Genomic DNA, 20,278 nt, shown 5'->3' with positions numbered 1-20,278 from the left:
GCTGTGTGGCGTCGCTATCGTCGCGCCGCTGTGCGGCTTACGGTGCTCGGCAAGTCACCCTCCTGGGAGGACGCCGGCGGTGCCTGCTCGGGATACCTGCTCGAGGAAGGTTCCACCGCGGTGCTGCTCGAGTGCGGCAACGGGGTGTTCGGGAAGCTGCGGCTGTACCGCGACTACGCGGAGATCGATGCGGTCGTCGTGTCGCACTTCCACGGCGACCACGTGCTCGATCTGATCCCTTTCTCCTACGCCCTCACCTACAGCCCACGACCGCGAGCGGTTGGGGCGCGGCCGCGGTTGATCGGACCGCCGCGGTTCGGCGAGCGTTTGCGAACGATCGCAGCGGTCTTCGAGGATCGGGAGCTCGTCGACCGGGCTTTTGAGGTCGTCGAGTACCGCGGCGGCGACGCTTTCACCGTCGGTGGCATCGCCTTCCGCACAGCACCCGTTCCGCACTTCACCGAGACCTTCGCGATCGCCGTCGAACCACCTGGCGGGAGGGCTGATGAGCGCCCGTCCCGACTGGTCTTCGGGGCCGACTGTGGCCCCTCCGAAGAGCTCGTGAAGTTCGCCCAGGGAGCCGATCTACTGATGCTCGAGGCGACGCTCGTCACGCCCGAACCACCGCTTGCGGGGCGTCGGCGGGGACACCTCACGCCGCGCGAAGCAGGCGAACATGCGGCGCGCGCGGGCGCGCGCAAGCTGGTGCTCACGCACGTCAGCGACGAAGTTGACCCAGCGTGGGCGCAGCGCGAGGCGCAAGCCGCCTTCGACGGCGAAGTCGTAGTGGCTCACGAAGGTCTCGTGCTCGAACTCGACTGAGCCGTCGCAGCGGTCGGGTGCCGGCGATCGTTGCCGCCGGGCGGCCGCGGCTATGCTCGCGGTGTGCCCGGGTCAGGCGGCGTGTTCCGCGAGTTCGAACGCTTGCAGCGAGAGATCGAGGAGCTCTTCGGAAGCCTCAGCGAGCGCGAGCGAAGCGGATCGCTCGGTTTTCTGCCAGCGGTCGACGTCCTTCACGACGAGGCGCAGGGTCGCGTGGTCGTGCTGGTCGAGCTGGCCGGTGTCGACCTACGCGGCGTGGTCGTCGAGCTGCACGGGCGGGCGCTGGTGATCAGTGGCGAGCGGCCGCTCGGCGAGTCCTCGTCCTCCTGCTCCTACCAGCAGGTCGAGATCGAACGCGGACGCTTCCGTCGGCTGATCCATCTCGGTGCCGATGTGGAAGCGCGAGGCGCGCGTGCCACCTATGTTGACGGCATCCTGCGGATTGAGCTGCCGCTCGCCCGCGAGCGGGCGCGAGAGGGACGCACGAAGGTGAAGGTGACCGGTGCGCGCGGGCGCTGACAGCGCCGGCCGCGCGGCGCAAAGCGGGCAATGAGCGAACGCGAACCAACGCAGGTCGAGATTCCAGGACCGATGGGTGAACAAGCGCTGATCCTGCGCACAAAGCTGCCGGACGCGCTGCCGGTGTTGCCACTGCGCGACACCGTCGCGTTCCCGCACACCGTGATGCCCTTGGTGGTCGGGCAAGAGCGCTCGGTCAAGCTCGTCAACGATGTCCTTGGCGGGACCCGGATGCTCGCGCTGGTTGCCTCCCGAGATCCGGCTAACGAGCGTCCGGGGCCCGACGACATCTATCGGGTCGGGGTCGCCGCGACGATCGCCCGCATGCTGCGCGTGCCGGACGGCACTTTGCGTGTGCTGGTGCAGTGCGGCGAGCGTGTGCGCTTCGGACGTTTCGTGGCCACCGAGCCGTACCTGGTCGCGACCGTCGAGGAGCTCCCAGACATCGTCGAGGCCTCGCCGGAGCTGGAGGCGCTGGAGCGCGCCGTGCGCGACAACTTCGCGCGCATCGTCGAGCAGTCGCCTTACCTGCCCCAAGAACTGCAGGTGGCCGTGCACAACATCGACGACCCGTCCGAGCTCTCCTACCTGATCGCCGGTGCCCTGCGCATCAAGACCGAGGAGAAGCAGGAACTCCTGGAACTGCGCGATGTGCGCGCTCGGCTCCGGCGCCTGGCCGAGATCTTGGCGCGCGAGCTCGAGCTGATCTCGATCGGCACGCGCATCCAGTCGCAAGTGCAGTCCGAGCTCGAACGGGGCCAGCGCGAGTACTTCCTGCGCCAGCAACTGAAAGCGATTCGCGAAGAGCTCGGCGAGGGTGAGGACGAACAAGCCGAGGTCGAAGAGCTACGCCGGATGCTCGACGAAGCCGGTCTGCCCGAGCACGCTCGCAAGCAGGCCGAGCGGGAGCTCAGACGGTTCGAGCGCTTACCCCCGCAGTCCGCCGAGCACGGCGTGATTCGTAGCTACCTGGAGTGGCTGGCTTCGTTGCCGTGGTCGAAGTCGACCGAGGACCGCATCGACCTTGAACACGCACGACGGGTGCTCGACGAGGATCACTACGACATCGAGAAGATCAAGGAGCGGATCCTCGAGTTCCTCGCCGTTCGCAAGCTCAAGCCGGATGCGCGGTCGGCGATTCTCTGCTTCGTCGGACCCCCTGGTGTCGGTAAGACCTCACTCGGTCGCTCGATTGCTCGGGCGATGGGGCGGAAGTTCGAGCGCATCTCCGTTGGCGGGGTGCGCGACGAGGCGGAGATCCGGGGTCACCGCCGCACCTACATCGGTGCGATGCCAGGGGTGATCATCCGGGCCTTGCGCGACGCTGGTGCCAACAACCCGGTTTTGATGATCGACGAGATCGACAAGATGGGCGCAGACTTTCGCGGCGACCCGGCGAGCGCGATGCTCGAAGTTCTCGACCCCGAGCAGAACACGACGTTTCGAGATCACTATCTCGATCTGCCCTTCGACCTCTCCAACGTCCTCTTCATCTGCACGGCGAACACGCTCGAAACGATCCCTGCGCCGCTGCGCGACCGGATGGAGGTGATCGAGCTTGCCGGCTACACGCACGAGGAGAAGCGAGAGATCGCCCGCCGCTACCTCGTGCCACGACAGATCGAGCGCAACGGGTTGCGCCCTTCGCAGATCGAGTTCACCGACGACGCGATCGACGCGATCATCGACGGCTACACCAGAGAGGCCGGTGTACGCGAGCTAGAGCGCCAGATCGGTGCCATCTGTCGCAAGGTGGCGCGCGAGTTCGCCGAGGGCCGGCGCAAGTCCAAGCGGGTGATTAGGGCTCGCCAGGTCGAGCAGCTGCTCGGTCCGCGCCGCTACCGACCGGAGACGGCGCGCAGGACCAGCGAACCAGGGGTCGCGACTGGGCTCGCCTGGACGCCGACCGGCGGCGACGTGCTGTTCGTGGAGGCCACCGCTTTCCCGGGCGAAGGCCGCCTGCACCTCACCGGCCAGCTTGGCGATGTGATGCGCGAGTCGGCCCAGGCAGCGCTCTCCTATGTCCGGCGGCGGGCACAAGAGATCGCCCCAGACCTGCCGGAAGACTGGTTTCGCCGCCACGACATCCATCTGCACGTACCGGCGGGAGCGATCCCGAAGGACGGGCCCAGTGCTGGCGTCACGATGGCGGCAGCGCTCGCTTCCTTGATCTCGGGACGCCCGGTGCGCGGCGATACGGCAATGACCGGCGAGTTGACCTTGACCGGGCAGGTGCTGCCGGTCGGCGGGATCAAGGAAAAGGTGCTGGCAGCGCAGCGGGCGGGCATCAAGCGCGTGATCCTGCCGGCGCGCAACGAGCAGGATCTCGCCGATGTACCCGAGCACCTGCGCAAAGAGCTGGAGTTCGTGTTGGTCGAATCGGTCGAGGAAGTCCTCGCCGAGGCGCTCGAGGGCAGTCGTCGCGTGCGCACGTCCCCCGGTCGGGCGCGGCGGGCGAGGCGGCCGCGGAGCGCGCGGCCGGAATCGGTGGCTGCCCGTTCGGGCGGAGCTTGAACGCGCGGCTAAGGTTCGCGAAGCTGGTCAATCCGGACTGACGAGGGGAGAGCCAATGGCACGAAGAAGCGCCGGTCGGCTCGGGGGGCTGGTCGCCGCAGGCAAGGCGGCCCGCTCGAATCAGTACGTCCAACGCCTGGTCGAGGACCCCGAGCTCCGCAACAACCTGGCGGCCGCCCTGGCGGCGGCCCGCAAGGCGTACAAACGCCTCCAGAACGGGCGCGCTCCAGCAAGAGCGCTGCTCGAGGATCGCAAGCTGCAGCGCCAGCTTCGGGAAGCGGCTAACGCGCTTCAGCAGGCTGGCGAGGGCTTGCGCGGGAAGCGTCGGCGGCGCCGTGGCGTGCGCACGCTGGGGCTTCTGGTGGTCGGTGCCGGACTTGCGCTGGCACTGAGCGAAGGCGCCCGCAAGAAGGTTCTCGACCTGGTTTTCGGGGCGGAGGAGGAGTTCGAGTACAAGGGCACGACGACGCCCGGCGCGTCGACCAACGGCGCTGGCGCGGCTTCGTCGACGGAAGCTGGGACCAGCGCGCAGTCGACGGTTTCCGGCGGCGAGTAGCAGCCAGCGGCTGCGCATCGCCGCGGCCCGCAAGGGCTGCGGTTATCTCCGATGTGTACGAGGGGGCGCGACGCGCCCCCTCGTCGTCTCCGGCGGTATCTTCCTCGCACGGACTTTTCGCCCCCGAGTTGCGATCTGGCTGGCCGGCCAGCTAAATTGACCGCGTGGAAGCTTCTCCGATCCAAACTGGCGATCGACGCCTAGATGGCGACAAGGCGCGCCGCATCATCGAAGCGATGCGGCGCAGCGTTGGGCGGCGGGGTGCCGCCGCTTCCACTTTCGACCGCGTTGCCCGTGAGGCCGGTGTCTCACGGGGACTCCTGCATTACTACTTCGGATCGAAGGAACGGCTGCTGGCGGGGGTCGTGCGCCACGACTGCGAGCTCCGGCTTGAACAGCTCGACCGCCGGCTGGCCGAGGCGCGCACAGTGGATGACGTGGTGGCGGCGCTGGTCGCGCAGCTTGAGGTTTTCCTCGGGGAGGACCCCGAGAATCAGGCCGTCATCTACGAGATGCTCAGCGCGTCGCGGCGCAGCCCAGAAATACGGGCCGAGCTCGCGGAGCTCTACCGGCGCTGGCGCGAGCACCTGGCGAACGCGCTGCGTGAGAAGCAGGAAGAGGGTGTGCTGCAGCTCGCTGGCGAGCCCGAGGCGGTGGCCTCGGTGCTCTACGCGCTTGCGGACGGCATGGGCATTCAGCTACTCGCCGACCCGGACTGGGACTCGCGGCCCGTCTTCGAGTTCGGGATGGAGCTTCTGCGCGAGCTGCTAGCAGCACCCTCATCGGCGTGACTTCGTCGTAGCTCCCACCGTGGGCCGGCTTCCGCGTTTTGACGATTTCGTCGTGCGCCGCCGCCTTCTGGTGCTGGCAGCGTGGGCGCTGCTGGTAGCTGTTTCGCTCCCCTTTGCCGCCCGTCAGACCGAGCGCCTCACGGCTGGCGGCTTCTCGGTGCCAGGCTCGCAGTCGCAGCGCGTAGACGACCTGCTTGAGCGCTTCCCGAACGTGCCCGGGGGTGCGGCAGTGGTGGTGCTTGAAGCGGCGCCGCGGACGCCCAAGAGTGCCCTGACACGCGAGCTCCGTCGCATCGAGAAGGTCGTCGCCTCGGTACCCGGGGCACGCATCGCTGGTGCCTTGCCCGGCGGCTCCTCTTTGCGCGCTTCGACCCGTGAGCCGGGCGTCCGTTCCCCCCGAATCATCGCCCTGCCGGTGCAGCTCGGGATCGGCGAGCGTGACGCCAGCGCCGATGCCGCGACATTGCGAGAACGCCTCGGCGTCGGACACCGGGGCAATGGCCTCCGGGTGTACTTGGCGGGCGAAGGGGGGCTTTCTGCGGCGGTCCAGGCGCAGTCTCGCCACGACCTCCGAGAGGCCGAGCTCTTCGGCTTCCCACTGATCGCCGCAGTGCTGATCTGGGTGTTCGGGTCGTTCGCCGCTTCCGGCTTGCCGCTAGCTCTTGGTTTCTGCGCGATCTCGATCACTGGTGCGGCGATCTGGTTGCTCTCGCAGTGGTTCTCGATGTCGGTGTTCGTGACCAACATGGCGTCGATGATCGGCCTCGGCGTGGCCGTCGACTACTCCCTGTTCGTGCTCGCTCGCTACCGGGAGGAACTGGGCAAGGGCGCGACGGCGACGGCGGCGCTACGGACAGCGCTCGCTACCTCGGGGACCGCGGTGGCCTTCGCTGGCGTGACCGTTGTCCTCGCTCTGGGAGCGCTGTTCCTGGTCGATGCGCGGCTGATTCGCTCGATGGCGGTTGGTGCCGTGATCGTCGTGATCGTGTCCGTACTGGGAGCCTTGACGCTGCTACCGGCCTTGGCGCTCGCGCTCGGCAAGCGCCTCCGGCGGGGTCGCGTCCGGTCCGAAACGCCGGGCAGCAGCGAGCTATGGCTGCGCTGGACGCGTGCGGTTTTGCGACGCCCCATCACCGCCGCGCTGTTGAGCGCAGCGGTGATGCTCGCGCTCGCGGCGCCGGCGCTTTCGATGAGACTCGACGACAGCATCGGCGGGCAGCTGCCGCGGGACAGTGCCGACCTTCGTGGCCAGCGCCTCGCCGAGCTAGCCCTCGGGCCCCGCGCATCCGGCCCACTGCTCGTTGCCTTCGAGCCACGGAGCGGCCGCACGGTTGACCGGCGCCTGCTCGCCGCGGTTGAGCGCTGGCGCCGGTGGGTGCGGGGCTTGCCAAACGCGGCGTTGGTCGAGCGACCACTGATCGCTCGCGACCGTAGTGCAGTGCTCGTCGCCGTGTACGCCGCGCGCGGGGCGGAGAGCCGCGAAGCGCGCGCGCTGCTCGACCGTCTGAGGGACGACGGTCCCCAGCGCGTTGCTCCGCTCGCGACCGTCTCGGTCGGGGGTGTGACCGCGGCTATAGAGGACTTCCGGGCACTGGTGGCTTCTTCGCTGTGGCGAGTGTTGATCTTCGTCGCGGCGTTGTCGTGCGTTGTGTTGGTCGTGCTGCTGCGTTCCCTGATCCTGCCGCTCAAGGCCGCGCTCATGAACCTGCTCTCCACGGCCGCTGCCTACGGCGTGCTCACGGCCGTGTTTCAACACGGTTTGCTCGAGCCGCTCGGAGTCGAGCGACACGGCTACATCCACAGCGTCACGCCGACCCTCCTTCTGGCTATCACCTTCGGGCTGTCGATGGACTACGAGGTTTTCCTGCTGACCCGGATACGGGAGCGCTATCGGCTGCACGGCGACACCGCCCGCGCGGTAGCCGAGGGGCTTGCAGCGAGCGCTCGCACGATCTCGAGCGCTGCGGCGATCATGGTCGCGGTATTCGCGGTGTTTGCATTCGTCGGTGTACCGACCATCCGCGAGATGGGCGTGGGTTTGGCGGTGGCGATTGCGCTCGACGCGACGCTCGTCAGGCTCGTCCTTGTGCCCGCGATGATGGTGCTGTTCGGTCGCTGGAACTGGTGGTTGCCGAACTGGCTGGAGCAGCGTTTGCCGGTTCTTGAGGGACCGCAGTCGTCGCTCGCTGACGATGCGTCACGAGCGGCGCTCAAAGAACCCCGCGCGCTCGTGTGACGGGGATCGCCTTCAGGCGAACTCGGAGCTGCTGAGCGCAAGCAGCTCCGAGCGGCCACCACCACCACCGCTGCGGCGTCGCCCCCGTCCCGAGCCGCGACCACGCCCCTTGTCAGCGCCCTCTTCGTGCTCCGGCGGCGGCTGGAAAAGCCCCTCGCCGCGCAAGCCGGCGGTATAGGCGATGCGTGCCAGGGCGGCCTCGCGCACGTACTGCGCGACGCTGACGCCGCTGCGAGCCGCTTCACGCTCGAGCAGTTCCCAAAGATCGGCGCTAAAGCGAACCGTAGTTGCACGCATTCGGCGAGGGGTCACGGCGACTGAGCGTACAAGGGAAACTGCCCGCAAACCCGCATCGGTAAAGGCCGGTAGCGCTTCCGAGGGCGGATCCCGTGCAACCACCGTTCAAGCGCGCGGTCGCTGCAAGCGAAATTGCAGCCCAGGATCGCCCGGGACGCCCAGCGGCCGCCAACGACCGCGGCGATCGCACAGCGCCGGTCGGCAAAAATCGCAGTCGCAGGGACTTAGCTTCGTGGCGCCGCCGGTGGCGCCCACGGCTCTGCTAGGCGACGCTCGATTTCGGCGCGCAGGCGGCTTGCCGGGATCCGAACCTGCTCAAGCGAGTCGCGGTCACGTAGCGTGACCGTGTCGTCCTCGAGCGTCTGGCCGTCGACGGTCGCGCACCAGGGGGTCCCGATCTCGTCCTGGCGGCGGTAGCGGCGGCCGATCGATCCACCCTCGTCGTACTCGCAGAAGAAGGCGGAGCGCAACTCCTCGTAGATCCGGCGTGCTCGCTCGGGCATACCCTCGCGGGAGACCAGTGGCAGCACCGCCAACTTGATCGGCGCTAGTCGCGGGTGGAGGCGCAAGACCGTGCGCTTGCGCCCCTCGACCTCCTCCTCGTCGTAGGCGTCGACCAGGAAAGCGAGCAATGCCCGGTCGGCGCCCGCCGACGGCTCGATGACGTGCGGGATGTAGCGCTCGCCGGTCGCGGTGTCCACGTATTCGAGCTTCTCGCCCGAGAACTCGGCGTGGCGGCGGAGGTCGTAGTCACCGCGGTTGGCGATCCCCTCGAGCTCTGCCCAACCCATCGGGAACAAGTACTCGATGTCGGACGTCGCGCTCGAGTAGTGCGAAAGCTCGTCCGGGCCGTGCGCGCGCAAGCGTAGGTGCTGGGGACGGATACCGAGGCGCTGGTACCAGGCAAGCCGTTCGTCCATCCAGTAGCGGTGCCACTGTTCGGCCTCGGCCGGCGGGACGAAGAACTCGATCTCCATCTGCTCGAACTCGCGTGTTCGGAAGATGAAGTTGCCGGGCGTGATCTCGTTGCGGAACGCCTTGCCCACCTGGGCGATCCCGAACGGCGGCTTGCGGCGCGCGAACTGGAGGACGTTGCGGAAGTTGACGAAGATGCCCTGCGCGGTCTCCGGACGCAGGTAGACGACGGCGGCCTCCTCCTCGACGGGACCCATGTGGGTTTTGAACATCAGGTTGAACTGACGCGGCTCGGTGAGCTTGCCGCCGCACTCCGGGCACACGATCTCGCCCTCCGCGTGCTCGGAGCCGAGCTGTTGCGCCCGCAGCTCGTCCTCGCGCCAGCGCTTCTTGCACTTGCCCAGGCACTGCACGAGCGGGTCGGTGAAGCCCTCGAGGTGGCCGGATGCTTCCCAGACACGCGGGTGCATGAGGATCGCCGCGTCCAGCGCGACCATGTCGTCGCGCTCCTGCAGCACCGCTCGCCACCACTCCTGCTTGACGTTCTGCTTCAGCAGCACGCCGTAGTGGGCGTAGTCGTAGGTGGACGCCAGTCCACCGTAGATCTCCGACGATTGGAAAACGAAGCCGCGGCGCTTGCAGAGCGCTACGACCTTGTCCATCGTCACCGCGCGGATCGGGGCTTCGGCCATGTCGGCGGGAAGGTATAGCCGCTGGCGGTCGTCGCCAACCGCTTGGCACTCCTATACTGAGAGTGCCATGCCGATCTATGAGTACCGCTGCGAGCGCGGACATACCTTCGAGGTCATGCAGCGCATGACCGACGAGCCGCTTACGAGCTGCTCGACTTGCGAGGCCCCGGCTCGGCGGGTCCTGCATCCTGTGGCCGTTCACTTCAAGGGCAGCGGCTTCTACACGACCGATTACGGTCGCAACAAGACGAAGCGGATCGGCGGTGAGGCGCCGGAGTCCGACAGCACGGACAGCTCCTCCTCGTCGGGGGAGGGCAGTTCGAGCTCCGACGACTAGCCGCCGTTCGTCGGCTGCCTGGCCACCGATGCCGGCTGGCTAGCCGCCGATGAGGTAGCCGAGGGCATCGCGTTTCGCTCCCTCGGACACCAAGATGCTGCTGCCGGGGCCGCAGGAGAGGCAGGACGGTTCGAGCACGTGAGCTTGGCCCCCGGAGCCGCCGATCGCCATCGCTGCGAACAGCGCGAGCAGCGTCGGCCCGCGCATGTCGGTACGGAGAGCCTTCGGCGCTCGCCAGGCCACGAGCGGCAGACGCACGAAGGTTGCCGGCGCGAGCAGACGCCGACGGATCGCGTCGACCACCTGTTGTTGGCGCTGCGCCCGGTCGAGGTCGGTCTCGTTAGGCGCGCAGCGGTTTTTGCGCACGCGTGCGAACCCGAGGGCCTGCTGGCCGTTTAGGTGCAGTTCGCCCGCCGGGAAACGCAAGCCGCGCCAAAAGTTGTCGAAGGGCGGCGAGCAGATACGCGACTTGGAGTACACGGTTATGCCCCCCAGCGCGTCGATCAGCTTCGGGAAGTCAGCGAAATCGAGCTCCACGAGGTGGTCGACACGCAGCCGCCCGCCAAAGAAGTTCTCCACCGTTTGCACCATCAGCGGTGCGCCGCCGAGTGCGTAAGCGGCGTTGATCTTCTGTGCTGGGTGGCCTGGGATCTCGGTGTAGGTGTCGCGAGGAATCGAGAGCTTGCGCACGCCGCTGAGCCCGACCCGCAGCAGCATGATCGTGTCGGCGCGTGGCGGCCCTGTTTGTGAGCGGTCGATCGAGGCACCGACCCGTGCGTCGGTACCGAGCACCAGGATCGTGCTGCCGGCGAGCGGGCTTGCGCCCCCCAAAACTTGTTCGGTGGCCGGCCCCAGACCCGGCTCGAGCTGTGCGCTGACCAGGAACAGGACCAGCGACAGGAGCAGCCAAGCGACGGCGGCGGCGAACGCCCAACGGACTGCCCTCCCGACCGTCAGGGGGCCACGGGGGCGCAGCCGGAGTGGGTTGCGGCGGCGCCGGCGCAGCGCCTCCAGCCCAGCTTCCACGCTGTGCCGGGAGCGCAGGCGGCGGGCGCGATAGATGCGGTAGGGAGGCGGCGACTCGGACGCCATTGCTGCCTGTATACAGAGTCGCCTTGCCCGAACTGCCGCCGACAACGCAAACTGCCGGACTTCGTCGCGACAACGGCGCGCGGCGCGGGGCTCGTGTGATCGGCATCGACGCCGGTGGGACCAAGATCCTCGGCGTTGTTCTCGACCCCAATCGGGCAGTCGAACACGAGCTCCGCACGACCTGGCGGGAACGTACGACCGACGCGACCGTCGAACTTCTGATCGAGTTTTGCCGCGAGCTGGAAAAGGCGGTCGGCGAGGTTCAAGCCTTCGGCTTTGGCCTGCCCGCGTTGGTTCCAAGCGCTCGCGGCGCCATCCCGTATTCGACGCACCTGCCACTCGAGGGCGTCGACTTCCGCGTGCGCGCCGCCCAGGCCCTGGGGCGCCCGGTGGCGGTCGACAACGACGTCAACTGCGCACTTCGTGGAGAAGTCGCCATGGGGGCCGCGGTCGACCGCCAGAACGTCGTGATGCTGACGCTTGGAACCGGCATCGGCGGGGCGCTGCTGCTCGACGGCCAGCTGTATCGCGGGGCGCGGGGGTTCGCCGCCGAGCTGGGGCACATTCCGATCGCCAAGGACGGCCCGCCCTGCCAGGGCAAGTGCCCTGGCCGCGGCTGTCTCGAGGCGCTCGCCTCCGGAGGGGCGCTCGGGCGCGCCGCTCGGGAACTAGCGGAGCGTGATCCCGAGAGCACGCTTGGTCAGGCGCTGCTTGCCGGTGCAGAGATCGACGGCGCACTGGTGACCGATCTGGCACTCGCTGGCGACCGGCAGGCGCAGGCGTTGATCGCCACGGTCGGCGAACACCTCGGTGTCGGCCTGGCTGCGTTCGCAAACGCTTTCGACCCCGAACTGATCCTCATCGGCGGCGGTCTCGCCCGCGCCGGCGAGCTGCTCTTGGGACCCGCCCGGCGCGTCCTCGAGCAACGGGCGTTGCCGGCGATTCGCGAGCAGGTACAGGTCGAGCTAGCGGGTCTGGGGGAACGCGCCGGAGCAATCGGCGCTGCGATCATGGCGGCGGAACTGTGCGCACGGGAAGAGTGAGAGGCAGCAGCTGGCGGTGGCTGAGGGGCGCCTAATCGTCTGTCCGACGCCGATCGGGAACCTCGAAGACGTGACGCTTCGCGTGCTCTCGGCGTTGCGTTCAGCGGACGTCATCGCCTGCGAGGACACGCGCCGCACGCGGCAGTTGCTGGACCGCTACGGCGTGCGTGCGGAGCTCGTCTCGTATCACGAGCACAACGAGCGCGAGCGGGCGCACGAACTGGTCGCACGCATGCAAAAGGGCGCGACGGTTGCCCTCGTCTCCGATGCCGGGATGCCCTTAATCTCAGACCCCGGCTACCTGCTCGTGCGCGCCTGCGTCGCCGCGGGCCTGCCGGTCGAGGTGTTACCGGGACCGTCGGCCGCTACGACCGCGCTCGTGGCGTCTGGATTTCCGGCCGACGAGTGGCACTTCGCCGGCTTTTTGCCGCGCAAGGCTTCCGCCCTGCGGAGACTGCTCGCCGAGCACCGGGAGACGGTGGTCGCGTTCGAGTCGCCGCGGCGGCTACCCGCCACCTTGGCGGCCTTGGCGGAAGTCGAGCCGGAGCGCCAGGTTGCGGTCTGCCGTGAGCTGACCAAGATCCATGAAGAGGTTGTGAGGGGCACCGCTGCCGAGCTCGCTGAGCGCTACCGCGACGCCCCACCGAAGGGCGAGATCGCGCTGGTGTTGGGACCGGGTGGACCGCGCCCGGCCAGCGAGCCGGACGCGGCGGCGGTGCAAGCGGTCAAGCGGCTAATGGCCGCGGGAGCGAAGCCCCGCACGGCGGCTTCCGTCGTTGCCGACCTGACCGGTCAGAGCGCAAACGATCTGTACCGCGCGGTCACCCAGGGGACCGAATAAGCCGAGCGGGTTGAGCGGCAAGCTGCGCTCGGGCGCGGCGCGTTTGCGTAACGCTTGCGAGACGGATACCACGTGCCCGCTACGCGTAAGCGACGGTTCAGCGCTTCGGGGCGGTGGCGGCGCGTGGACGCCTTACGGTCCCCGCGTGCTCGGAGACCTACAGCACCGCGAAAACAGCCTCTGGAAAGCGCGCAGTCGATGGCCTCGTGCGCGGCGCCATCGCGCCGCCAGAACGCGGGCCGCTCCTCGCTTGTGTGCTCTGATGTTGGCCCTCGGAGCGCTGCTGGTCGCCGGCCCTGCGCGCGCCGATGATGGCTGGCGCTGGCCGCTCGAAGGCCCCGTGATCCGGGGTTTCGCGGTCTCCGGGTCGCCGTACTCCGCCGGCCAGCATCGCGGCATCGACATCGCGGCGCCGCTGGGTACCGAGGTCAGAGCCGCGGTTGGTGGCACCGTCACCTTCGCTGGGCGGGTCGCCGAGCAAGGCTATGTAGTGACGATCGCGCTGCCCGATCGACCGCTCGAGACCACGTACCTACACCTCGGTGAGTTGTCGGTAGCGCGGGGCCAGGCAGTGCCCGTGGGCGGCTTGCTTGGTCGGGTCGGCGCGGCTGAGCGAGAGCCGCTTGGTCCGCATTTGCACTTCGGAGTCCGCGACGCTGGCGACCGACGGCGCTACTTCGATCCGCTTGCTTTCCTGCCGCGTCGGGCGGCGGATCCTCCGTCCGTACCGCCAGAAAGCGGTGTCGAGCGTGTAGTCGGGAGCCGGCAGGCGCAGCCGCCGGCGAGCGCCGGGGCAAGCGAGGCGGCGCCGGCGCCACCGCTGCCGACGCCGGTTGGCGCGCTCGCCCCACGCAACGAATCGCCGCCACCGGTTGCGGTAAAGGTGGACGATGGGCGGCGAGCGGTGAGTACTCGACAGGGCGCCACTGACGGTCACCAGCTTGGCCTCTCGGCTTCACCGGTCAGCCGCTTGACCGATCGAGTGCGGGGCGTGACCGGCGCCCCGGGCGTTCGCGCGTCGGTGGCGCCCCGTCGCCCTGCACATCAGAGCGCGCGCTCGCGGCGAGCGAGTGTTCGGCGGGGCAGCGTCGGGAGTGTCCGAGGGTCCCGGCATGAGCGAGAGCCCGTGAGCGCGCGGCTCCCTGACAGCGGCGAGCAACCACGCGCGGGTCTCGTAACGGTCGGCCAAGGAAGCGACCAGCGGGCGCGCAGCTCCCGATCGCACTCTCACCAGCTGCGGCTTTCAGCGATCGCCCTCGGCCTTTTGTTGCTGGTCGCGGCAGCCGGGAGTGCGCGCTGGGGCGGCTCGTCGCCGGCGGTTGGTCGGCCAGGGGCGGATAGCATCGACGCGAATGGCGTACTACGTCACGACCCCGATCTACTACGTCAACGCGGAGCCGCACCTGGGGCACGCCTACACGACCATCGCCGCCGACGTGCTCGCCCGACACATGCGCCAACGCGGCGAGGAGGTTTTCTTCCTCACCGGCACCGATGAGCACGGTGAGCCGGTAGCGCAGGCAGCCGAACGACAGGGAGTGTCGCCGCGGGAGCTTGCCGACCGCAACGCTCGGCGCTTTCGAGAGCTCGCCGAGACGATCGGGGCGACCAACGACTTCTTCATCCGCACCACCGATCCCGAGCACGAGCGCAAAGTCCAAGAGCTCGTGCAGCGCATCTACGACAACGGCTACGTATACAAGGGCGTCTACGAAGGCTGGTACTGCCCCCGCTGCGCTGACTTCAAGACACCGTCCGAACTGGCCGAGGGCAACCGCTGTCCGATTCACCTCATCGAGCTCGAGCGAGAGCGCGAGGAGAACTGGTTCTTCCGGCTCTCGGCCTTTCAGCAGCCGCTAGAGAGACTGTTCAGCGAGCGCCCCACTTTCGTAAGGCCCGAGCCCAAGTTCAACGAAGCGCGAAGCTTTATCGAGCAGGGCCTCAACGACCTCTCGCTCTCACGTGCGCGCCTGCGCTGGGGCGTACCGGTGCCGTGGGATCCTGATCAGGTCATCTACGTCTGGGTCGACGCGCTCTTCAACTACTACACGGCGCTCACCTACGCGCGCCCCGGGGAGGACCTGACAGCTCGCTTCTGGCCACCCTCGGTCCACCTGATCGCGAAAGACATTCTCAAGTTCCACGCAGTCATCTGGCCCGCTCTGTTGATGGCGGCGGGGCTTGAACTGCCGGAGCGGATCTTCATCCACGGCTACCTGCTCATGGACGAACACAAGATGTCGAAGTCGCTCGGCAACGTCATCGACCCGTTCCAGGTAATCGAAACGTTCGGTGCCGACGCCTTGCGCTTCTACCTCCTCCGTGAAGTGACCTTCGGTCAAGACGGCTCGATCTCGCCCGAAGGCTTCGAAACGCGCTACACCAGCGAGCTCGCCAACGAATACGGCAACCTCGCGAGCCGCACGATCGCGATGGTCGAGCGCTACCGCGAACGCCGCGTGCCCGAGGGGACCGTCGAGCGAGCGCTCGCAGAAGGCTTCGCGGGCCTTGACGAGCGGGTGCGGGGGCGGCTCGACGAGGTCGACCTGAGCGGCGCCCTCGACGAGATCTGGCGCCGCGTTAAGTTGCTCAATCGCTACGTCCAGGAGCGCAAACCCTGGGAGCTCGCGCGCGACGGCGCACACGCTGCGCTCGACGACGTCCTTTATGGGCTAATCGAGGGTCTGCGTGTCGTGTCGGTGCTCGCCAGCCCATACCTGCCCACTGCCACAGCTCGGCTGCTTGGCGCGCTCGGCTGTCCCCAGGAGCCACTCGAGGCTGCCGTGATCGGAGCACGGGGCGGCGGCCGCGAGGTCGCTTCGGTCGGCCAGCTCTTCCCACGGGTCGAGCGCGCTACGGCCTCCTGACCCGCTCGCCGATGCCAGCTGGCGCGACCGCCGATGCCTGCGCACCAGCGGTCGTCGATACCCACTGTCACCTCGAGCTATGCGCAGCTCCGGTCGACGAGATCGTTGCGCGGGCGCGGGCGGGCGGAGTGCAGCGCATCGCGAACGTCGCGCTCGAGCCGCGGCAAGCTGTCGACGCCGTCACCCTTGCCCGGCGGCACGACGAAGTATTCGCGATCGTTGGTTGCCACCCGAACAGCGCCCAACTGCTCGACGACGATGGGCTGCGAGCGCTGCGCGAAGCGGTCCGAGCGGCGCCTGGCTTAGTTGTCGCGATCGGCGAGACGGGGCTCGACTACTACCGTGCTGGGGCGCCGCGCGAGACGCAGGTCAATGCCTTTCGCCGGCAGCTCGAACTGGCGGCGGAGCTCTCGCTGCCCGTCGTCGTGCACTCCCGCGAGGCGGCTGACGACACGCTCGCAGTGCTCGCCGATTACGACCGGCGCACGCCCGTCGTCCTGCACTGTTTCGGGATGCCTGAGCGGATCGCGGAGTGTGTCGAGCGCGGCTACTACTGCTCGTTCGCCGGCAACGTCACCTATCCCGCCGCTCAACGGTTGCGCGAAGCAGCGCGGGTGGTGCCCGACGAGCTACTCCTCGTCGAGACCGACGCGCCGTTCCTGAGTCCGCAGCCGGTTCGCGGCCGTCCCAACGAGCCGTCGAACGTGCGGCACACCCTGGCGGCCCTGGCCGAGCTTCGCGGGGTGTCGGCTGCCGAGCTCGCCGGTACCGTCGAGCGCAACGCCCGGCGCGTATTTGGGTGGTGACCTCGTCCCGTGACCTCGCCCTCGCGCTCATGAGGCAGCGATCCGCTGAGCAGCGCCACACTGCCGGGCGCTCGCCCTCGCTAGCCGCGGAGACGCGCGAGGCGCTCGCGCGGCTCAACCTCTCGCCACGTCGCCGCCGCGGCCAAAACTTTCTGGTCGATCGCAACCTGCGCGACGCGCTGCTCGCGCTTGCAGCCGTACGGTCCGACCAGGTCGTGCTCGAGGTCGGCGGCGGCCTTGGTGTGCTGAGCGTCGAACTCGCGCAACGCGCCCGCTACCTGCACGTCGTCGAGCTCGATGAGCGGCTCGTCCCCTGGCTACGCGAACGCTTGGCGGACCTGCCGGCGAGCGTGCACCACGGCGACGCGCTCGCGTTGCACGAGCGCTCGCTCGAGCCGCCGCCCGATCGGCTGGTCGCGAACCTCCCTTACTCGATCGCGCAGAGCTTCCTGGTGCACTCGATAACCGCGTTGCCCACCCTGCAAGACTGGATCGCGATGGTCCAACTCGAGGTCGCGGAGCGGCTCGCAGCGACGCCTGGTACGCGCACCTGGGGTCTCGCTACGGTGCTCGTCCAAGCGGCGTGTGAGGTGAGGATCGAACGGCGAGTGCCGCCCGAAGTGTTCGTTCCGCGGCCGCGTGTGTGGTCGGCGATCGTGCGCTTACGGCGCGTTCGCGACGCGCTGTCGAGCGCGAGCGTGCAGCTGGTGCGCGCCGGCTTCGCTCATCGCCGCAAGCCGCTGGCGAGCTCGCTCGCGCGAGCGGGGCTGGTGGCCGCAGACGAGCGCCCGATCGTCCGCAGCGTGCTCGAGGCGCTCGGCTATCCGCCCGACGCGCGCGCGGAGCAGTTATCTCCCGACGCCTGGCGCAAGCTTCCGGCGGTGCTGGCCGAGCGCGGCGTCTTGCGACGAGCGCAGCCCCGACCGTGAGATGAACCGCACGATGAGCCCCGCCGAGCGCAGCGCGACGCACCGCGTCGCCAGCACAACGCCGGAGGTCCGCGAGCTCGCGCCGGCGAAGCTCAACTTGCTGCTGCGCGTGGGGCAGCCTCGCGCGGACGGCATGCATCCGCTGGTGTCGGTCTTCGCGCGCCTCGCCCTGTGCGACGAGCTCGAGATCGCCGCTCCAGACGGCCTCGAGCGTGATCACGTCGAGTGCCCAGGAGTCGACGGCGAAAACCTGATTACTCGCGCTCTCTCGGCACTGCGGCAAGTGCTCCCCCACTTGCCACCGCTACAGGTGCGGGTTCGCAAGCGGATACCGGTCGCCGCCGGGCTCGGTGGTGGTTCAGCCGACGCTGCGGCGGCTTTGCGGGGTGCGCTGCGCCTGCTCGAAGCGCGCCGGGATCGATGGCCCGAGACGCGCGGCCGCAGCCTCGACCTCGACGAACTGCGAGACCTCGCGCTGCGCCTCGGCTCCGACGTGCCCAGTCAACTGCGGCCGGGAAATCGCGTCGTCTGGGGCATCGGCGAGCGCTTTCGCGAAGTGTCGCTGCCGCCCTTGCCGGTCGTGCTCGTGCCCCACCGCGAAGGGCTCGCGACGGCTGCGGTCTACCGCAAGCTCGACGAACTGCGAAGTACGCATTCGCCGCCGAAGCTGGCGGGCACCGCCAGGGCCGCGAAGGCGCAAGGCACGCCTGCGAGCTTGCCCGACCCAGACGCGCTCGCCGCGTTGCTCGACACTGTCGACGCGGGGGCGCTCGCCGCGCTCTTTCAAAACGACCTCGAGGTCGCGGCACTCGCCCTGCGCCCCGAACTCGCAGAGCCGCTGGCGCGCTTGCGCTCGTTGGGAGCGCTCGTTGCTGGCGTCGCGGGATCGGGCCCGACGGTCTTTGGTCTGTTCTCCTCGCCGGCCGCGGCGCGAGCGGCTGCGCGGGAGCTCGCGCGATCGCTCGGAGGCGGTTTCGAAGCGCCGATCGTAACCGCTATACAGCGAAGCGCGAGCAAAGGAAGGGGTTGCGCGTGCGCGTAGTCGGATGGATCGCGGTCGCCGCCGGTGCCGGACTGCTCTGGCCGCTACGGCGGCGCTTCGGTTGGGCCGGAGCGATAGCTGCGCTGCTGCTCGCAGCCCTCGGTGGGCTGCTCGCGAGCGGTCTGCTGCCGAGCTTCCCTGACCCGAAGCGAGCGATCAAGGACACGGCTCAGGCTCTCGGCCCGTGGAGCTACTTGTTGGTGGGCGCCCTCGCCTTTCTCGAGACGGGCGCCTTTGTGGGGCTCGTCGTGCCGGGCGAGACGGTGGTGATCGTCGGCGGAGTGATCGCTGGTCAGGGGGAGATCGACCTGCTGCTGTTGATCGGCGTCGTCTGGTTGTGCGCGGCGCTCGGCGACACCTCTTCGTTTTTCATTGGTCGACGGCTCGGCCGCACCTTCGTTTTGCGCCACGGTGAGCGCTTGCGCATCACGCCCGACCGGCTGTATCAAGTCGAGCGCTACTTCGCTCGCCACGGCGGCAAGACGATCCTGATCGGGCGCTGGATCGGGTTGGTACGGGCACTGGCGCCGTTCGTCGCGGGCTCGTCGGGAGTTCCCTACAGCCGCTTCCTGCCTTACAGCATCATCGGTACTGGCCTTTGGTCGACCACCTTCTGTGTGCTCGGCTTCATCTTCTGGCACTCCTTCGATCAGGTCGCGGCGCTCGCAAGCCGCGCCACCGCGGCCTTCGGATTCGTCGCAGCGATGGTCGTGGCCGTGGTCGTCTCATGGCGGCTTTTGCGTGACGTCGAGCGTCGGGCGCGCGTCGTGAAAGCGCTCGAGCGTGCCGAGCGAAAGCGCGGCTTTGGCTGGGCTGTGCGACTGCTGCGGCGCTTCTGGGAGCGCCTGCTCGTGCCGTTCGCGCGGTGGCTTGCACCGCAGCTACGGTTCCTCGTCGATCGGCTGACGCCAGGGGCGCTCGGTCTCGAACTGACGACGCCGGTCGCCGTAGCGGGGGCGGCGGCCTATGTGCTGACGCTGGAAAGCGTCACGGTTGCCCGCAACCCTGGTCCCACGACGCTCGATCGGGCTGCCGCCGACGTGGCGGAGCGCCTGCGGGACGGCACGCTGCTCGACGTCGCCCGCTACCTCACGGAGCTTGGCTCCACGCCCGTGATCCTGGGCTTACTGGTGTTCGCGCTGGTCGTGCTGGTCGCGGCGCGACGCTTCTACGATGCAGGGGCGATCCTCTTCGGAGCGCTCCTGCTCTTCGTCTCGGTGCAAGCGCTCAAGTACGGTATCGATCGGCCGCGGCCGAACGGTGCACTCGTGGCCGCCGAGGGTCCGTCCTTCCCTAGCGGCCACGCGTCCTACGCGACCGCGTGGATCGCCGTGGCTGTCGCCTTCGCACGGGCCTTGCCGGGAATCACGCGTGGCGCGACGCTACTTGCGACAGCGGTGGCGCTGACGGCGATCGTCGGCGTGACGCGCATCTACCTCGGGGTGCACTACTTCTCCGACGTAGTCGCAGGCTGGGCCTTGGGAGCTTTCGCTTTCAGCGTCGCGGCAGCAGTGTTCGTGGTGCTCGCGCACCGCCGGCGTAGGGGGGGCGAGGGCCGGTCGCTCACCGGCTCGGCGACGATCCTCGACGACGCGTCGGTGCACTCCGACGGCGCCAGCGGCAGCGGCCGCGCTGCGCGCACCAACGCGCCTGCCGGCCCGAGCAGCGTTGCGAGCGCGCCCGCCGGTCAGGGCAGCGGGGCCAGCGCGACGCGGGGGGACTCTCAGTGACCTGGCTTGCGCTGGCCCTCGGCGGCTTCGGGCTGAGCAAGGTAGAGCTTGCACTGGCGCTCGCCGTCGGCGTGGTCTTGGCCGCATACGCCTCCTACATCCTGGTGCCGGCGTGGGCGAGCTACGAGCGCCTCTGGGAGCGGCTGGTGGCTGCCGTGCTCACGCTCTACATGCTCGTGAGTCTGCTCGCGATCGGTGCCGCACTGGGCCTCGTCGTCGTGTGGTTCTACGACCGCTGGGCGTGACCGA

At 68.7% G+C, this 20,278-nt stretch carries 19 protein-coding genes and 1 pseudogene; 16 read left to right on the top strand and 4 right to left on the bottom strand.

Features of this window, described 5'->3' with window-relative positions; translation table 11 throughout:
• Nucleotides 1-30 precede the first annotated feature (30 nt).
• The 6 genes from BLW41_RS01985 to BLW41_RS01960 all read left to right on the top strand — a co-directional run bounded on the left by BLW41_RS01985 (nucleotide 31) and on the right by BLW41_RS01960 (nucleotide 7,438).
• A complete protein-coding gene (locus BLW41_RS01985; protein WP_177169255.1) occupies nucleotides 31-822 on the top strand; it encodes an MBL fold metallo-hydrolase in 792 nt (263 codons plus the stop codon).
• Nucleotides 823-885: 63 nt separating this feature from the next.
• The gene (locus BLW41_RS01980) at nucleotides 886-1,341 is read left to right on the top strand and encodes an Hsp20/alpha crystallin family protein (RefSeq protein ID WP_093115750.1); all 456 of its coding nucleotides are present in this window, start codon (nucleotides 886-888) and stop codon (nucleotides 1,339-1,341) included.
• A 30-nt stretch (nucleotides 1,342-1,371) separates the two neighbouring features.
• Entirely contained in the window at nucleotides 1,372-3,855 is a 2,484-nt protein-coding gene (gene lon / locus BLW41_RS01975; protein ID WP_093115747.1) for an endopeptidase La, read from the top strand.
• Between the two features lie 55 nt (nucleotides 3,856-3,910).
• Nucleotides 3,911-4,411 carry a hypothetical protein gene (locus BLW41_RS01970; protein ID WP_093115745.1) on the top strand — a complete coding sequence of 167 codons (501 nt, stop codon included), beginning with the start codon at nucleotides 3,911-3,913 and terminating at the stop codon, nucleotides 4,409-4,411.
• 164 nt (nucleotides 4,412-4,575) lie between these two features.
• Nucleotides 4,576-5,202 carry a TetR/AcrR family transcriptional regulator gene (locus BLW41_RS01965; protein ID WP_093115743.1) on the top strand — a complete coding sequence of 209 codons (627 nt, stop codon included), beginning with the start codon at nucleotides 4,576-4,578 and terminating at the stop codon, nucleotides 5,200-5,202.
• Between the two features lie 52 nt (nucleotides 5,203-5,254).
• The gene (locus BLW41_RS01960) at nucleotides 5,255-7,438 is read left to right on the top strand and encodes an MMPL family transporter (protein ID WP_177169254.1); all 2,184 of its coding nucleotides are present in this window, start codon (nucleotides 5,255-5,257) and stop codon (nucleotides 7,436-7,438) included.
• Between the two features lie 12 nt (nucleotides 7,439-7,450).
• On the opposite strand, the gene BLW41_RS01955 is transcribed toward BLW41_RS01960, so the two are convergent.
• On the bottom strand, nucleotides 7,451-7,735 hold the full coding sequence (locus BLW41_RS01955) for a ribbon-helix-helix protein, CopG family (protein ID WP_093115739.1): 285 nt from the start codon (nucleotides 7,733-7,735) through the stop codon (nucleotides 7,451-7,453).
• 224 nt (nucleotides 7,736-7,959) lie between these two features.
• Nucleotides 7,960-9,342 carry a glycine--tRNA ligase gene (locus BLW41_RS01950; protein ID WP_093115737.1) on the bottom strand — a complete coding sequence of 461 codons (1,383 nt, stop codon included), beginning with the start codon at nucleotides 9,340-9,342 and terminating at the stop codon, nucleotides 7,960-7,962.
• A gap of 67 nt (nucleotides 9,343-9,409) precedes the next feature.
• On the opposite strand from BLW41_RS01950, the gene BLW41_RS01945 reads away from it, so the two are divergent.
• Nucleotides 9,410-9,679, top strand: coding sequence for an FmdB family zinc ribbon protein (locus BLW41_RS01945; protein WP_093115735.1), 270 nt, complete (start codon nucleotides 9,410-9,412; stop codon nucleotides 9,677-9,679).
• Between the two features lie 39 nt (nucleotides 9,680-9,718).
• Here the strand turns inward: BLW41_RS01945 and BLW41_RS01940 are convergent, their stop codons facing one another.
• Entirely contained in the window at nucleotides 9,719-10,771 is a 1,053-nt protein-coding gene (locus tag BLW41_RS01940; protein ID WP_093115733.1) for an LCP family protein, read from the bottom strand.
• A gap of 23 nt (nucleotides 10,772-10,794) precedes the next feature.
• Here BLW41_RS01940 and BLW41_RS01935 point away from each other — a divergent pair, with 23 nt between their 5' ends.
• The 3 genes and pseudogenes from BLW41_RS01935 to BLW41_RS11420 all read left to right on the top strand — a co-directional run.
• A complete protein-coding gene (locus tag BLW41_RS01935) occupies nucleotides 10,795-11,814 on the top strand; it encodes an ROK family protein (RefSeq protein ID WP_177169253.1) in 1,020 nt (339 codons plus the stop codon).
• Nucleotides 11,815-11,830: 16 nt separating this feature from the next.
• A complete protein-coding gene (gene rsmI / locus BLW41_RS01930; RefSeq protein ID WP_093115731.1) occupies nucleotides 11,831-12,655 on the top strand; it encodes a 16S rRNA (cytidine(1402)-2'-O)-methyltransferase in 825 nt (274 codons plus the stop codon).
• Between the two features lie 262 nt (nucleotides 12,656-12,917).
• Nucleotides 12,918-13,259 (top strand): annotated as a pseudogene (locus BLW41_RS11420) (murein hydrolase activator EnvC family protein); the annotation flags it as partial.
• Here BLW41_RS11420 and BLW41_RS10830 read toward each other — a convergent pair.
• Nucleotides 13,188-13,592: a hypothetical protein gene (locus BLW41_RS10830; protein WP_177169198.1), complete on the bottom strand. Its 405-nt coding sequence runs from the start codon at nucleotides 13,590-13,592 to the stop codon at nucleotides 13,188-13,190. The pseudogene BLW41_RS11420 and the gene BLW41_RS10830 overlap by 72 nt on opposite strands.
• Nucleotides 13,593-14,007: 415 nt before the next feature.
• On the opposite strand from BLW41_RS10830, the gene metG reads away from it, so the two are divergent.
• From metG to BLW41_RS01895, 6 genes are read left to right on the top strand one after another with little or no spacing between them, the layout of a single operon-like run.
• Nucleotides 14,008-15,522, top strand: a complete 1,515-nt coding sequence (gene metG / locus BLW41_RS01920) for a methionine--tRNA ligase (protein WP_093115727.1) — start codon at nucleotides 14,008-14,010, stop codon at nucleotides 15,520-15,522.
• 11 nt (nucleotides 15,523-15,533) lie between these two features.
• Nucleotides 15,534-16,328, top strand: a complete 795-nt coding sequence (locus tag BLW41_RS01915; protein WP_093115725.1) for a TatD family hydrolase — start codon at nucleotides 15,534-15,536, stop codon at nucleotides 16,326-16,328.
• A 29-nt stretch (nucleotides 16,329-16,357) separates the two neighbouring features.
• A complete protein-coding gene (gene rsmA, locus BLW41_RS01910; RefSeq protein ID WP_143038535.1) occupies nucleotides 16,358-17,257 on the top strand; it encodes a 16S rRNA (adenine(1518)-N(6)/adenine(1519)-N(6))-dimethyltransferase RsmA in 900 nt (299 codons plus the stop codon).
• A 13-nt stretch (nucleotides 17,258-17,270) separates the two neighbouring features.
• The gene (locus BLW41_RS10825; protein ID WP_177169252.1) at nucleotides 17,271-18,299 is read left to right on the top strand and encodes a 4-(cytidine 5'-diphospho)-2-C-methyl-D-erythritol kinase; all 1,029 of its coding nucleotides are present in this window, start codon (nucleotides 17,271-17,273) and stop codon (nucleotides 18,297-18,299) included.
• Nucleotides 18,290-20,029, top strand: coding sequence for a bifunctional DedA family/phosphatase PAP2 family protein (locus BLW41_RS01900; RefSeq protein ID WP_177169251.1), 1,740 nt, complete (start codon nucleotides 18,290-18,292; stop codon nucleotides 20,027-20,029). Before BLW41_RS10825 ends, BLW41_RS01900 begins: the two co-directional genes overlap by 10 nt.
• Nucleotides 20,026-20,274 (top strand): hypothetical protein, encoded by a 249-nt coding sequence (locus tag BLW41_RS01895; RefSeq protein ID WP_093115719.1) that lies wholly within the window; start codon nucleotides 20,026-20,028, stop codon nucleotides 20,272-20,274. Before BLW41_RS01900 ends, BLW41_RS01895 begins: the two co-directional genes overlap by 4 nt.
• Nucleotides 20,275-20,278 lie beyond the last annotated feature (4 nt).

It is taken from the genome of Thermoleophilum album (genome assembly GCF_900108055.1).
Taxonomy (GTDB): domain Bacteria; phylum Actinomycetota; class Thermoleophilia; order Solirubrobacterales; family Thermoleophilaceae; genus Thermoleophilum; species Thermoleophilum album.
The sequence above is the reverse complement of the archived record's forward strand: the minus strand, read 5'-3'. Positions and strand labels throughout refer to the sequence as shown.